Source organism: Pantoea sp. K16 (assembly GCF_048452805.1).
In the GTDB taxonomy this organism is placed as follows: Bacteria; Pseudomonadota; Gammaproteobacteria; order Enterobacterales; family Enterobacteriaceae; genus Pantoea; species Pantoea agglomerans.
This window is the reverse complement of sequence record NZ_JBLWNV010000002.1, coordinates 108,023-121,715: the sequence shown is the minus strand read 5'-3', so window position 1 is coordinate 121,715 and position 13,693 is coordinate 108,023. Positions and strand designations below refer to the sequence as shown.

The following is a 13,693-nucleotide window of genomic DNA, read 5'->3' as shown; positions in this document are numbered from 1 at the left end:
TGGCCGGGATTAAAACAAAAAACAGGCCCGGCGGTCAGAGCCGGGCCCGCTGTCACATCAGAACTGGTAAATCAGACCCAGGGCTGTGATGTCGTCGGTCGCCAGGCGAAGCGGATTGTTATCTTTCAACAGGTTGATGCGGTATTCACCATAGACCGACATGTTCTTGTTGAAGTAGTAAGTGGCACCCACGGCGGTGTATTTAATGATGTCGGCATCGCCGATATTCTCAATTTCCTTGCCTTTGGACGAGACGTAACCCACGGACGGACGGAAGCCGTTCAGGAACTGATACTGCGCCACGGCTTCAAAGTTCTGCGCTTTGTTAGCGAAACCGCCAGTAATTGGCGTGGCGTTCAGCGTTTCACCGTACATGGCAGCCAGATAGACCTGGTTCGCATCATATTTCACCGAGGTCGCCCAGTGCTGGGCTTTTTCGCCTTCTCCGCGTGCGGCAGCGTTCTGCGCTGTGGTGCGATCCAGGCTGGCAAACGCGCCGGCAAAACTCAGGCCGAAATCGAAGTCATAGGAAGCGGAGAGGGCGAAGCCGTCGCCGTTGGAACGACGCACGCCGTCAATGTTACTGCTGCGATCGTTTTTGCCCTGATACTGCGCGGCAAGGTTTAAGCCGTCGACCAGACCAAAGAAATTGCTGTTACGCCAGGTCAGCACACCGGTTGAGCGGCCAGAGAGAAAGGCGTCGGTATAACCGGAGTCGCCGCCGAAGAACGGCAGCATATCGGTATAACTCAGCACGTCATAGACCAGGCCGTAGTTACGTCCGTAATCCAGCGAACCTGCCTCGCCAAACTTCAGGCCAGCATAGCCCAGACGGGTACGGTTGGTGGCCTGTGCGTCACTGCCCTCGGAGTTATGCAGACTGTACTGATACTGCCAGAAACCGTAGCCGGTAAGCTGGTCAGTAATCTTTGTCTCGCCTTTGAAGCCAAAGCGGGCATAAGAGGAGGTATCACCATCGTTGTTGTTATCGTCAGAAAAGAGGTGTGACACGTTAATCTTGCCGACCAGATCCAGCTTATTGCCATCCTTGTTATAAACTTCTGCGGCCTGCGCGGAGGAGAGACCGATCAGTAACGGCATGACAGCCGCCAGTAAAGTGCGCTTCATCATTTAATTATTACCCTGTATTCATTAATTATTATTCCCCTGATATGGGGTGAAAAGAAAATGACACAAAAAGGTAAAACTACAAAGTGCAATAAAAGTAACAAAATGTGATGTCTATATTCAGCTGATGGATAACAGCGAGGAACAGAAGATTTAATTGTAAAGTAATAAGATTTTCTTCTAATAAGTAATCATGAGTTATCTGATTTTATATCTCTATTTATCAATGTATTATGTTTGTATGTAGTGGTCTTAAAGGGGCTTTTTTTGTACACTTTTAAATCAATATAACCCCTGATTTAATTATGGGTGATTATCCGATAAGAATAGCCTTATAAGGCTTTTATCCTAACCATTAGCCTGCGTATTAATATTTGTTCATCTTTATAGAATATTCTTTCTGGCCCGATAATCACCTCCGGAATAATAGTCAGAGTTGCTGATTAAATATTGATCGGCCTGTTTATAAAATAGCCTGAAAAAGATACGCGGATTAATGTGTCTGCAGGGGGAAATGAAAAACTTTTTTTAAATAAAGCCAGGGTGTTCTGACATTTCCGGGCGAGTTCCTAGCGTAATCGCTGCACCAGCGCGAGGCAAACTGCGCTAAAACAGGGCAGTGGAGGGGCTTTTCTGGAGAGATAATTTATCAGCGATCACAAAAGCGATATTTCATCCCGTGAATGCATAATTCTGCTGTTTAAAACCCGGTTCTGGCGCTGCAATCAGACAGTTATTCACTATATATGCAAATTAAGTGAATATTGTCAGCATGTAACTCATTGATATTACGTCGTGAAGACCATTTTATGCATTAATTCTCTGGCTGGCACGTTAACTGCACTCTACAGTAGGGCTGCACTACAACATCTTTTAACAATTTTAAAACATAAGCTTTACCCGGCCGGTAAAGTAAAGCAGGAGAGTGGGTTATGGCACTGCACGTTTCACGTCACGATTTCGATCAATGGATGATGCCGGTTTATGCGCCTGCGACTTTTATACCGGTTCGCGCGGTAGGCTCCACCGTCTGGGATCAAAACGGCAAAGATTATATCGACTTCGCCGGTGGCATCGCCGTCAATGCGTTAGGGCATGCGCATCCGGCATTACAACAGGCGCTGCAGGAACAGGCCGCACGTTTATGGCACACCGGTAATGGCTACACCAACGAACCGATCCTGCGGCTGGCGAAGCAGTTGATCGATGCCACCTTCGCTGACCGGGTGTTCTTCTGTAACTCCGGGGCGGAGGCGAACGAAGCGGCGCTGAAACTGGCGCGCAAGGTGGCACATGATCGTGTGGGTCCGCATAAAAGTGGCATCGTGGCGTTTAAGAATGCATTTCATGGCCGCACCCTGTTTACGGTAACAGCCGGGGGTCAGCCCGCTTACTCAAAAGATTTTGCGCCGCTGCCGCCAGAGATCCAGCATGCCCCGTTTAACGATCTGGCGGCGGCGGCTGAACTGATTAATGACCATACCTGCGCAGTCATTGTTGAACCGATTCAGGGTGAAGGTGGCGTGCTGCCTGCCGATCCGGCGTTTCTGCGTGGATTGCGTGAGCTCTGTGATAAACATCAGGCTTTGCTGATTTTTGATGAAGTGCAGAGTGGCGTTGGCCGTACCGGTTCGCTTTATGCCTACATGCATTATGGCGTCACGCCGGATGTGCTCACCAGCGCCAAAGCGCTGGGCGGCGGCTTCCCGATTGGTGCGATGCTGACGCGCGAAGATCTGGCGCTGGTGATGGGCGTTGGCACCCACGGCACCACCTATGGCGGCAATCCGCTGGCGGGCGCAGTGGCAGGTAAAGTCATGGAGCTGATCAATCAGCCTGAACTGATGGCGGGTGTAACAGAACGTCACCAGTGGATTGTGGCGGCACTGGATGAGATCAACCAGCGTCTGCACCTGTTCAAAGAAGTGCGCGGTCTTGGCCTGCTGATTGGCGCGGTGCTCAGCGACGATTTTGCTGGTAAAGCCAAAGCGATCAACCTTGCCGCCGCGGAAATGGGCGTCATGGTGCTGATTGCGGGTGCCAATGTGGTGCGTTTTGCCCCGGCGCTGAATATCAGTGAGCAGGAAGTGAAGCTGGGCATGGCCCGCTTTGCCGAAGTGTGCGAAAGCCTGGTGCGAGGGTCAACATCATGATGGTAATCCGTCCGGTTGAACGCGATGACTTAAGCCAGTTGATGGCGCTGGCGGGCAAAACCGGTGGCGGGCTGACCTCGTTGCCGGTTGATAGCGCGACGCTTCAGGCGCGTATCGATCGATCGCTGCAGACCTGGGAGGATTCTCTGCCACGTGCCGAACAGGGCTATGTCTTTGTGCTGGCCGACAGCGAAGATAACCGCGCCGTCGGCATCTGCGCCATTGAGGTGGCGGTGGGGCTGCAGGATCCCTGGTACAACTTTCGCGTCGGTACCCAGGTGCACGCCTCAAAAGAGCTGAATGTTTATGCCGCGCTGCCTACCCTGTCGCTGAGTAATGACCATACCGGCAGCAGTGAGCTCTGCACGCTGTTTCTCGATCCCGATTACCGTGATGGCAAAAACGGCTATCTGCTGTCGAAGTCACGCTTCCTGTTTATGGCCAGTTTCCGTGAACGTTTCACCAACCGGGTGGTGGCCGAGATGCGTGGCGTCAGCGATGAGCAGGGCCATTCGCCGTTCTGGGAGAGCGTCGGCAGCCGCTTCTTCTCTATGGAATTCAGCAAAGCGGACTTCCTTAGTGGCACCGGACAGAAATCGTTTATCGCTGAACTGATGCCGAAACATCCGCTCTACATCGACTACCTGACACCGGAAGCGCAGGCGGTGATTGGACAGGTCCATCCGCAAACCGCGCCTGCGCGGGCGGTGCTTGAAGCAGAGGGCTTCCGCTACCTCAATTATGTCGACATTTTTGATGGCGGCCCGACGCTGGAGTGCGATATCGATCATATCCGTGCCGTGCGTAAAAGCCGTCTGCGCAGCGCAGAACGGGGCGAAAACCCGGCTGATGGCCCGCTCTGTCTGGTTGCCAATAGCGATTATCGCCAGTTCCGTGTAGCGCTGATTCCGGCAAAGGCTGACAGCGACAGCGTGCAACTCACGGATGAACAGATGCAGGCGCTCCATTGCCAGCCGGGCGACAGCCTGCGCGTGGTGACGCTCTGCAAAGAGGAGAAAACAGCATGACACATCTGATAAATGGACAATGGCTGGACGGTGAAGCTGAGATTCTGACGAAAGCGGATCCGGTCAGCGGCGAGACGTTATGGCAGGGCCAAGCGGCCTCAGCCGCTCAGGTCACCGCAGCCTGTGAGGCGGCGCGCGACGCATTTCCAGCCTGGGCCAGACGCCCGCTGGCGGAACGGCAGGCGATCGTTGAGAAATTTGCCGCCGGGCTTGAGGCGCATAAAACGGCGCTGGCGGAAACTATCGCCCGTGAAACCGGCAAGCCGCGCTGGGAAGCGCTGACCGAAGTGGGCGCGATGATCAACAAAATCGGCTTTTCGGTGAAGGCATACCATAGCCGCACCGGTGAACAGCATGAAGGCGAAAGCTCGCTGCGCCACCGCCCGCATGGGGTACTGGCGGTGTTTGGTCCCTATAACTTCCCGGGACATCTGCCAAACGGCCATATCGTTCCGGCGCTGCTGGCGGGCAACTGCGTGGTATTTAAACCCAGCGAACTGACGCCGCTGACCGCCGAAAAAACCGTTGAGCTCTGGCTGGCTGCGGGCCTGCCTGCCGGCGTGCTGGCACTGTTACAGGGCGGACGTGAGACTGGTCAGGCGCTGGCCAACTGTCAGCAGATTGATGGCCTGCTGTTTACCGGCAGCGCCCATACCGGCTATCAGCTGCATCGCCAGTTTGCCGGTCAGCCTGAAAAGATGCTGGCGCTGGAGATGGGCGGTAACAATGCCCTGATTGTTGAAGATCCGGCGGACACTGATGCGGCTGTCAACATCACGTTGCAGTCAGCCTTTATAACCGCCGGTCAGCGCTGCACCTGCGCGCGGCGTCTGCTGGTCAGACGCGGCGATGCAGGGGATGCGTTTCTGCGGCGGCTGGTGGAGGTGGCGGGGCGACTGCAACCCGCCGCCTGGAATGCTGAACCGCAGCCGTTTATGGGCAGCGTGATCTCCACCGGCGCAGCAGAGAAAATTATGAGTGAGTGGCAACGGCGGGTTGAGGCGGGCGGCGAGGTGCTGCTGGAAATGCGCTGGCCGGATCGCCACAGTGCCATCCTGACGCCAGGTATTATCGATTTAACCGGCGTGCAGGGCATTCCGGATGAAGAGGTCTTTGGTCCGCTGTTAGGCGTAGTCCGCTATGAGACATTTGAAGAGGCGATAGCGCTGGCGAACCAGACCCGTTACGGCCTGTCGTGTGGATTGATCTCACCGTCACGTCAGCAGTTTGATCAGCTGCTGCTTGAAGCACGTGCCGGTATCGTTAACTGGAACAAACCGCTGACCGGCGCAGCCAGTACCGCGCCGTTTGGCGGCATTGGTGCCTCGGGCAACCACCGCGCCAGCGCCTGGTATGCGGCGGATTACTGCGCATGGCCAATGGCCTCGCTGGAGACGCCTGACCTGACGCTGCCCGCCACGCTGTCGCCGGGCCTCGATTTCTCCACCCAGGAGACGACGTCATGAAGGCAACCGAGGCCAACTTTGATGGGCTGGTGGGGTTAACACACCACTATGCCGGGCTGTCGTTTGGCAACGAAGCCTCGACCCGCAATCAGCTGCAGCCGTCGAATCCCCGTCTGGCGGCAAAGCAGGGGTTGCTCAAGATGAAAGCGCTGGCCGATATGGGCTACGTGCAGGGGGTGATCCCGCCGCATGAGCGGCCCAATATTGCGGCGCTGCGCCAGCTCGGCTTTGGTGGGAGCGATGAGCAGGTGCTGGCTGCGGCCGGGAAAACTGCGCCGGGATTACTCTCCGCCGTCAGTTCAGCCTCGGCGATGTGGGTCGCCAATGCTGCCACGGTCTCGCCGTCAGCGGACAGCCTTGATGGCCGGGTTCACCTGACGGTGGCGAACCTTAACAACAAATTCCACCGTGCGATAGAAGCGCCGGAAACGGCCTGGCTGCTGCGTTCCATCTTCCGCGACGATCGCCATTTTGCGGTGCATGATGCTTTGCCGCAGGTGGCGATGTTTGGCGATGAAGGGGCGGCGAACCATAACCGACTGGGCGGCGCCTATGGTGAGCGCGGCGTGCAGCTGTTTGTCTATGGCCGCGACAGCAGCCATGAGGGCAAAGCCCCGCAGCGCTATCCGGCACGTCAGACCCGGGAAGCCAGCGAGGCTGTCGCCCGTCTGCATCAGCTCTCACCGGAAAGCGTGCTGTATGCGCAGCAGAATCCTGCGGTGATCGATCAGGGCGTGTTCCATAACGATGTGATTGCGGTAAGTAACCAGCAGATGCTCTTCTGTCACCAGCACGCCTTTGTTAATCAGCCTGAACTGCTGGCGCAGCTTCGGTCGCGCGTCCCCGGTTTTGTTGCGCTGGAAGTGCCGGAAAATCGGGTGTCAGTGAAAGATGCGGTAGAGACCTATCTGTTTAACAGTCAGTTGCTGAGCCGTCCCGACGGCACCATGATGCTGGTGCTGCCGGAGGAGTCACGTCAGCATCCGGGTGTCTGGCGCTACTTGTGTGAACAGGTTGAGGCTGACACGCCACTCAAAGCCCTGAAGGTGTTTGATCTGCGCGAAAGCATGTATAACGGGGGTGGTCCAGCCTGCCTGCGTTTGCGGGTGGTGCTGACACCACAGGAGCAGCAGGCAGTGAATCCGGCGGTGCTGATGAACGATCGGCTCTTCAGCACGCTGAATAACTGGGTTGACCGTCATTACCGCGATCGCCTGACCCAGGCCGATCTGGTCGACCCAGAATTGCTGCGTGAGGGACGCGACGCGCTGGATGAACTGACGAAGCTGCTAGACTTAGGAAATGTATATGCATTTCAGCAGTGAAGGAGGGGGCAGCACAGTCTGCCGCCTGCTCAGGGCGAAAAGGAGGAACGATGCAGGACTTTTTACAGCAAACGCTCTCCGGCGAGGTGCCGCGTAAGCGTAGTGGTGAAACGGCGCATCTTCGCTGGCAATGGTTGTATCACGGCATACTGTTGATGGAGCCGACGGTGCCGGTTAAACAGGCGCTGGTGCTCTCTGCCGGGATCCACGGCAATGAAACGGCCCCGGTAGAAATGGTGAACCAGCTGGTTAATCCGCTGCTGCGGGGCGAAAAGCCGTTACAGCAGCGCATGCTGGTGATTCTGGGTAATCCCTCAGCGCTACGCGCCGGTAAGCGCTATGTGCGTTATGACATTAACCGGCTGTTTGGCGGACGCTGGCAGCAGATTGATGATGGTGATGAGGCCCGCCGCGTGCTGCGGCTGGAGCAGACGCTGGAGACCTTCTGGCAGCTGGGCGAGTGCGATGAAACGCGCTGGCATCTCGACATGCACACGGCTATTCGTGGCTCTTATCATCCTCAGTTCGGCGTAATGCCGCACAATGAACGCCCCTGGCCGCCCGCGTTTCTTGACTGGCTGGCCGCTGCCGGGCTGGAAGCGCTGGTGTTCCATCGCTCGCCGGGCGGCACCTTTACCCACTTCAGCTGCGAGCACTTCGGTGCGGCCAGCTGTACCCTGGAGCTGGGCAAAGCGCTGCCGTTTGGCGAAAACGATCTCAGTCAGTTCAGTGCGGCACAGCAGGCGCTGGCGTCTTTACTCTATGGCGAAGCGCTGCCTGTGGCGGCGGTTAGACCGCGTCACTATCGGGTCGCGCAGCAGATCACCCGACTGAGTGAGCACTTTACGCTGCATATGTCGCCGGAAACGCTGAACTTTACCGCGTTTCCACAGGGGACGTTGCTGGCGGAAGATGGTAGCACCCGCTATTACGTGCAGCAGGCGCGGGAATATGTGCTGTTCCCTAACCCCAACGTGGCCGCCGGGCTGCGTGCCGGACTGATGCTGATTGAAGAGAGCGAACAGACTCAGGCGCTGCCGGTCTGATAGCGGTTGTTAACAGCGCAGACCCTCGGCGCTAAAAAACCGACAGGAAAAGTGGAAGATCGGCTTCCGCTTTCCTGTCGTAACCCTTACACTCCTCCATGATTTCTGCCAAATTCGCTTTAAATTCATAAACATTTTCAATTCCTCACGCCTTTCTTCTTATTCTCTTCATGATTGCCCGATTTTTATCTTTTATGCTTTCACGGCTTTACTCAGGCTCTGAGTAGTTGACGTTCAGCGTCGTATGCTTGTTTCCGAAGACGCGACAGAGTGCTGTCGTCATTATCATGAATTATAAGGACACTATTATGCGCAAACTGACTTCCCTTTTACTGGCTTCTTCGCTGGCGTTTGGTGCAGCCAGCGCCGTCCATGCAGCCGCTGACAACCTGACTCCACCGCCAGCAGGTAGCGAAAAAGCGATGCACAAGCCGCCAATGCGCCACGGCATGGAGATGATGTTTAAAGGTCTGAACCTGACCGACGCGCAGAAAACTCAGATGCGCGACATCATGAAAGAGAGCCACAAAGATATGAAACGCCCGTCACTGGACGAGCGTCGTGCGGCCCACAGCATTATTGCCTCTGACAGCTTCGACCAGAGCAAAGCAGAAGCACAGGCAGAGAAGATGTCCGCCAATGCCAAAGAGCATGCGCTGAAGATGCTGGAAACCCAGAACAAGCTCTATAACGTGCTGACGCCGGAGCAGAAAAAACAGTACAACGCTAACTTTGAAAAGCGTCTGACTGAGAAAGGCCCGCACGAGGGCAAAATGGCACCGCCAGCAGAACCGGCTGAATAACACTCGTTAAGCGAACGGTCTGAGACCGCCGGCGCTGTCCACTGAAGGTGAGTGGGCAGCGTCGGCGGTTTTTTTATAGCGGCAGAATAGGGTAGGCACCTGACAGAATCGGGCGGCAGAGGATTTTGTAGCCGTCATGATCAAAACCGCCTTTGGGCCGCTGCAGTTTTCTGGCCTCATCCATGCTGCTGACCGAACCGAGATAGAACCAGTGGTCGATAACGTGGATCTGCGTCATCTCTTTGCCTTCCTCCACCAGCCCCACGGCACCCTGCCATGGCCAGCAGAACACCCGCACGTTTTCCAGCGCCTCCAGCAGTCGATCCTGATGATCGCTGACCGGCTCTTTTCCACAGCAGGCCCCGGCGCAACGGCGCAGTGCCGAGCGGAAGCAGCCTCGCCCCGCACTCAGCGCTTCCAGACCCAGCAGGCCATGACAGAGCTGATACTCATCCGCGAGCTGCTTGAGCCGTTCCAGCGCGGCGAAGCGACTGCGATAGAGCCCAAACAGGTTGGGGGACTGGCTGAAATCGAGGTCTTTTGCATAGACCACATTCGGTTTGCCGTCGGTAATCTGCAATGAACAGAGCTGCCGGTTTTTGCGCAGTCGCTTATTGAACAGCGGCTGCTGGGTTTTGATCATCTGCGCTTCCAGCAGCAGCGCACCGAGGTCGCCCGCGGTAGGGATCCAGCTTACACGCCGCGACTGGCGCAGCATTTTCGCCTCATCCGGGGTGCGGAAATGGGACATCACCCGCGAACGCAGATTCACACTTTTACCGATATAGAGCGGCAGCGACTCACTTTCGCCATGAAAGGTATAGACGCCAGGATGATTTGGCAGGCCTTCCAGCCACTCACGCAGGTGTTCGGGATATTGATAAATTGCATTCGCGTCGGGTTCGGGGCGAAGTATGGCAGAACGTCTGACCAAGATGGACTCCATTTACTGGTTGTCCATACAGCATAACAGGCAGGTGAAATGATCGCCAGCCGTCTGGTTACAGAGACCGTGTTGCCCGCCAGCAGATCAGCGAGCCGAGCGTGATCATCGCCACGCCCTGCCAGAAGGCCAGCGGCGGCGTCAGGCCGAGCCACAGCGATCCCATCAGGGCCGACAGCACCGGCGTAAAGTAGGAGGCGGTGGCCAGCAGCGTCAGATTGCCCTGCTGAATCCCGTGATTCCAGGCGGAATAGGCGATGGCGGTGGAGAGCCCGACAAACAGCACCTCCAGCAGCGGCACCAGCGTAAAGGCCATCGGCACAGTGTGATCGCTGAAGGCATATTTCAGCCACAGCGCCAGTGCAGTCAGGATAAAAAACAGCGTGACGCCATTGGAACCACGGGCAAAGCGGCGGGTGAGATTATTGTAGAGCGCCCAGGTCAGGGCGGCGATAAAGGCCAGTGCATAGGCGACCGGGTTGCGCAGCATATTCTGCCACAACAGCGCCGGCGATCCGTTGCCGCTGCCTTTCATTACCCAGACGATCCCCAGCAGCGACAGCAGCAGTCCTGGCCACAGCCAGACACGGAAACGCTGCTGATTAAACGGGATCGCCAGCACGATGGTCAGACAGGGCCAGAGATAGTTAATCATCCCCAGCTCCAGCGACTGGCTGCGATCGCTGGCCAGCCCGATGGCCAGCGCCAGACAGATTTCATAGCCGACAAAGAGTACGCCCCCCAGCCACAGGTAGATGGCGGGCATTGCGCCAGGTCTGGGCAGGCCCCGGGTCAGGCAGAGCAGACACGCCGTGGTGGTGTAGATCAGCGCCGCACCACCGGTGGCGCCAAAGGCTTCACTGACGCTGCGCAGCATGCCAACGGTCGTACTCCAGAGCAGAATGGCGACAAGCCCGACGAGGGTCGCGCGCGAAACGGTGGCAGGCATGCAGCGATCAACAAAGTCAGTGAGAGAAGCCTCCCTTGCCGCGGCAAGGGAGGGGCAGGATTACTTCCAGAAATCGTCGAATACCGTGATCGGCGGACGACGTTTGTGCTCGGTTTTCTGATACCAGCCTTCGATGATACGGGCGCTGTCAGGATTGATGCTTTTGCCTTCCAGGTAGTCATCAATCATCTCATAGGTGACGCCCAGCGCCACTTCATCCTGCAGGCCTGGACGATCATCTTCCAGATCGGCAGTCGGTTTCTTCAGATAGAGATGCTCCGGGCAGCCAAGGTGTTTCAGCAACTGCTTGCCCTGACGCTTGTTCAGGCGGAACAGGGGATTGATGTCAGTGCCGCCATCGCCATACTTGGTGAAGAAACCGGTCACGGCTTCAGCCGCGTGATCGGTGCCGACCACCACGCCTTTGGTCATGCCGGCGATGCTGTATTGCGCTTTCATCCGCTCACGGGCTTTTTCATTGCCGCGGACAAAATCGGAAAGCGTAATACCCGCCTCTTTCAGCGCGCGCTCACTGGCCAGCACCGACTCTTTGATGTTTACCACCAGCGAACGGTCGGGTTTGATAAAGGCCAGCGCGTCCTGACAATCCTGCTCATCCGCCTGCACACCATAGGGCAGACGCACGGCAATAAAGGTGTAGTCGTTATCACCGCTCTCCTGACGCAGTTCGGTGATCGCCCGCTGCGCCAGCGCGCCCGCCAGGGTTGAATCCTGACCGCCGCTGATCCCCAGCACCAGCGTTTTCAGGCCGCTGTGGCGTTTCAGGTAGGCTTTGAGAAAATCGATGCTGACGCGCACTTCCTGGTCGGCGTCGATAGTGGGCTTCACACCCAGGGCTTCAATAATTTCCTGCTGCAGTGACATGAACTTCTCCTCAGGTCAGTGGCCTGTCGGCTCGATGCGAACGTTTTATTAAAGCTAACGTGCCTTTGCGAAAACAACAAGCCAAAGCGGTAACTCATTACCATGAAACGTTGCGAAATCAGTGAGTTTTTACCTGCGGCAGCGGTTTTTTCGCCAGCACGCTAAACATCAGAATCGCCGTCATAAAGCAGCCAAAAATGGTGGCGCACATGCTCAGCACCGAGGTACCACCGATGCCGGTAATCGGCACGGTAATCGCACCCAGCGTAAACATCGTGACGCCAATCACCGCGGAGGCGCTACCAGCGCGATGGCCCTGACTCTGCATCGCCAGGGACGAGGCGGTGGTAGCGATAACGCCGTTGCTGGCAATGGTAAAGAACAGTGCCACCAGCAGCAGCGCTAGGGGAGCATGCAGCAGCGCGGCCAGCAGCAGCAGGCTGGAGGCGACAAAGGCCAGCGTCAGTCCGCCTTTCAGCACCCGATATTCGCCCCACAATGGACAGAGGCGGGCGCTGGTCTGTGAAGCAATCACCAGGCCAAACCCGTTGGCCGCAAAGCAGAAGCTAAAGGCCTGGGGCGAAAGACCATAGAGTTGCTGCAGCACGAACGGCGAGGCACCGATGTAGGCGAACATGCCGGACATCATAAATCCCTGGGTCAGGCAGAAGCCCATGAAGGGGCGATGGGTAATCACCTGACCCAATGCCGCGTAGGCGGAGAATATTGATCCTTTACTGCGGCGTGCTTCAGGCAGGGTTTCATGCAGCTTCCAGCGCGCCAGCAGGATCAGCAAAATGGCAATGCCGCCCAGCACCATGAAGATGCCGCGCCAGTTTAAAATCGTCATCAGCACGCCGCCTAATACCGGTGCGCCGATCGGTGCCAGACCGTTGACCAGCATCAGCAGAGCGAAGAATCGCGTCAGCTCATGGCCGCTGTACATATCGCGTGCAATTGCCCGTGACAGCACCGCACCGCCCGCACCTGCTAACCCTTCGAACAGCCGCGCCAGCAGCAGCTGGTTAATATCCTGCGCCAGCGCACAGCCCATCGAGGCGATAAACAGCAACACCAGTGACAGGGTCAGCGGGCGCAGGCGGCCGAACTTATCGCTCATCGGGCCAAAGAGCAGCTGGCCAAAGCCGAGACCTAACAGGCCAGCGGTCAGACTCAGCTGCGCGGTAGCGGTTTCGGTGTGCAGGTCCTGGGCCATTTGTGGTAGTGCAGGCAGATAGAGGTCGATGCAGAGCGGGCCCAGCGCGGCCAGCAGGCCCAGCGTAATGGCATAAACCAGGCGATTGGAGTGTACAGGGGTCATTTATCCTCGGGATTGTCAGCGATGGGGTAAACAGAAAGCGGGTAAGGCTGCGAAAAACAGCGTCCGGTAACGCGACATTCACGCCGATCTGCGTCTGCGCGGATGACGGTGCGGTCTCTGAAAACGGGGCGCTATCGGGTGCCTGTTTTGCCGGGCAGTATACGTCTGCGTTGACAGCAAAACAGCCTTCTTTACGAAATCCTGACATTTGACAGGCCACTAATTGTTCGTCATAAACTTGATAAATCAGCATTTATGTTCCAGGCTTGTTTCCACATGGACAATAAATGAGGAACAACAAGATGAATAAAGTGATGGGATGTATCGCTGCGGCGCTGACGCTGGCTGCACTGTCTGGTTGTACGACTTACGATCGTGCGGAAAGCTACGTGACTAAGCCAGTGGTAAAGGATGTTAAAAAGGGTATGACCCGTGATCAGGTTCGTCAGATCGCCGGTACGCCTTCGACTGAAATCACCATGGTTCACGCGCGCGGCACCTGCCAGACTTATGTACTGGGTCAGCGCGACGGTAAAGCTCAGACTTACTTCGTGAGCTATAACGACACCGGCCGTGTCATGAACTACGGCTTCCAGAGCTGTGCGGAATATGACACCGATCCGCAGGTTCAGCAGTAACTCTTAGC

At 56.6% G+C, this 13,693-nt stretch carries 12 protein-coding genes; 7 read left to right on the top strand and 5 right to left on the bottom strand.

Annotated elements, in window-relative coordinates:
- Nucleotides 1–57: 57 nt before the first annotated feature.
- Nucleotides 58–1,131, bottom strand: a complete 1,074-nt coding sequence (locus tag ACK13D_RS03305) for a porin (protein ID WP_022625766.1) — start codon at nucleotides 1,129–1,131, stop codon at nucleotides 58–60.
- A 929-nt stretch (nucleotides 1,132–2,060) separates the two neighbouring features.
- On the opposite strand from ACK13D_RS03305, the gene ACK13D_RS03300 reads away from it, so the two are divergent.
- From ACK13D_RS03300 to spy, 6 genes are all read left to right on the top strand, one after another.
- On the top strand, nucleotides 2,061–3,281 hold the full coding sequence (locus tag ACK13D_RS03300) for an aspartate aminotransferase family protein (RefSeq protein ID WP_418795685.1): 1,221 nt from the start codon (nucleotides 2,061–2,063) through the stop codon (nucleotides 3,279–3,281).
- Nucleotides 3,278–4,309, top strand: a complete 1,032-nt coding sequence (gene astA / locus ACK13D_RS03295) for an arginine N-succinyltransferase (protein ID WP_033757454.1) — start codon at nucleotides 3,278–3,280, stop codon at nucleotides 4,307–4,309. The genes ACK13D_RS03300 and astA overlap by 4 nt, the downstream gene beginning before the upstream one ends.
- Nucleotides 4,306–5,775, top strand: a complete 1,470-nt coding sequence (gene astD, locus ACK13D_RS03290) for a succinylglutamate-semialdehyde dehydrogenase (RefSeq protein WP_418795683.1) — start codon at nucleotides 4,306–4,308, stop codon at nucleotides 5,773–5,775. The genes astA and astD overlap by 4 nt, the downstream gene beginning before the upstream one ends.
- On the top strand, nucleotides 5,772–7,100 hold the full coding sequence (gene astB / locus ACK13D_RS03285; RefSeq protein ID WP_187507636.1) for an N-succinylarginine dihydrolase: 1,329 nt from the start codon (nucleotides 5,772–5,774) through the stop codon (nucleotides 7,098–7,100). The genes astD and astB overlap by 4 nt, the downstream gene beginning before the upstream one ends.
- Before the next feature lie 50 nt (nucleotides 7,101–7,150).
- The gene (gene astE, locus ACK13D_RS03280; protein WP_187493205.1) at nucleotides 7,151–8,146 is read left to right on the top strand and encodes a succinylglutamate desuccinylase; all 996 of its coding nucleotides are present in this window, start codon (nucleotides 7,151–7,153) and stop codon (nucleotides 8,144–8,146) included.
- A 308-nt stretch (nucleotides 8,147–8,454) separates the two neighbouring features.
- Complete coding sequence (spy, locus tag ACK13D_RS03275) at nucleotides 8,455–8,949, top strand: ATP-independent periplasmic protein-refolding chaperone Spy (RefSeq protein ID WP_010245731.1); 495 nt, start codon at nucleotides 8,455–8,457, stop codon at nucleotides 8,947–8,949.
- A gap of 73 nt (nucleotides 8,950–9,022) precedes the next feature.
- On the opposite strand, the gene cho is transcribed toward spy, so the two are convergent.
- The 4 genes from cho to ACK13D_RS03255 form a co-directional block, all read right to left on the bottom strand.
- Nucleotides 9,023–9,883 (bottom strand): excinuclease Cho, encoded by an 861-nt coding sequence (cho, locus tag ACK13D_RS03270; RefSeq protein ID WP_010245728.1) that lies wholly within the window; start codon nucleotides 9,881–9,883, stop codon nucleotides 9,023–9,025.
- Between the two features lie 67 nt (nucleotides 9,884–9,950).
- On the bottom strand, nucleotides 9,951–10,841 hold the full coding sequence (gene yddG, locus ACK13D_RS03265; RefSeq protein ID WP_418795680.1) for an aromatic amino acid DMT transporter YddG: 891 nt from the start codon (nucleotides 10,839–10,841) through the stop codon (nucleotides 9,951–9,953).
- A gap of 60 nt (nucleotides 10,842–10,901) precedes the next feature.
- Nucleotides 10,902–11,726, bottom strand: coding sequence for an ammonia-dependent NAD(+) synthetase (gene nadE, locus ACK13D_RS03260; protein ID WP_010670018.1), 825 nt, complete (start codon nucleotides 11,724–11,726; stop codon nucleotides 10,902–10,904).
- 118 nt (nucleotides 11,727–11,844) lie between these two features.
- Complete coding sequence (locus ACK13D_RS03255) at nucleotides 11,845–13,047, bottom strand: multidrug effflux MFS transporter (RefSeq protein ID WP_022625759.1); 1,203 nt, start codon at nucleotides 13,045–13,047, stop codon at nucleotides 11,845–11,847.
- Between the two features lie 302 nt (nucleotides 13,048–13,349).
- Between ACK13D_RS03255 and osmE the strand changes: the two genes are divergently transcribed.
- Nucleotides 13,350–13,685, top strand: a complete 336-nt coding sequence (gene osmE / locus ACK13D_RS03250) for an osmotically-inducible lipoprotein OsmE (protein ID WP_010245718.1) — start codon at nucleotides 13,350–13,352, stop codon at nucleotides 13,683–13,685.
- Nucleotides 13,686–13,693 lie beyond the last annotated feature (8 nt).

Coding starts and splice junctions, on each gene's coding strand:
- astA (WP_033757454.1), top strand. CDS start 3,278: ATGATGGTAATCCGTCCGGTTGAACGCGATGACTTAAGCCAGTTGATG.
- nadE (WP_010670018.1), bottom strand. CDS start 11,726: ATGTCACTGCAGCAGGAAATTATTGAAGCCCTGGGTGTGAAGCCCACT.
- astE (WP_187493205.1), top strand. CDS start 7,151: ATGCAGGACTTTTTACAGCAAACGCTCTCCGGCGAGGTGCCGCGTAAG.
- astD (WP_418795683.1), top strand. CDS start 4,306: ATGACACATCTGATAAATGGACAATGGCTGGACGGTGAAGCTGAGATT.
- ACK13D_RS03255 (WP_022625759.1), bottom strand. CDS start 13,047: ATGACCCCTGTACACTCCAATCGCCTGGTTTATGCCATTACGCTGGGC.
- astB (WP_187507636.1), top strand. CDS start 5,772: ATGAAGGCAACCGAGGCCAACTTTGATGGGCTGGTGGGGTTAACACAC.
- yddG (WP_418795680.1), bottom strand. CDS start 10,841: ATGCCTGCCACCGTTTCGCGCGCGACCCTCGTCGGGCTTGTCGCCATT.
- spy (WP_010245731.1), top strand. CDS start 8,455: ATGCGCAAACTGACTTCCCTTTTACTGGCTTCTTCGCTGGCGTTTGGT.
- osmE (WP_010245718.1), top strand. CDS start 13,350: ATGAATAAAGTGATGGGATGTATCGCTGCGGCGCTGACGCTGGCTGCA.
- ACK13D_RS03300 (WP_418795685.1), top strand. CDS start 2,061: ATGGCACTGCACGTTTCACGTCACGATTTCGATCAATGGATGATGCCG.
- ACK13D_RS03305 (WP_022625766.1), bottom strand. CDS start 1,131: ATGATGAAGCGCACTTTACTGGCGGCTGTCATGCCGTTACTGATCGGT.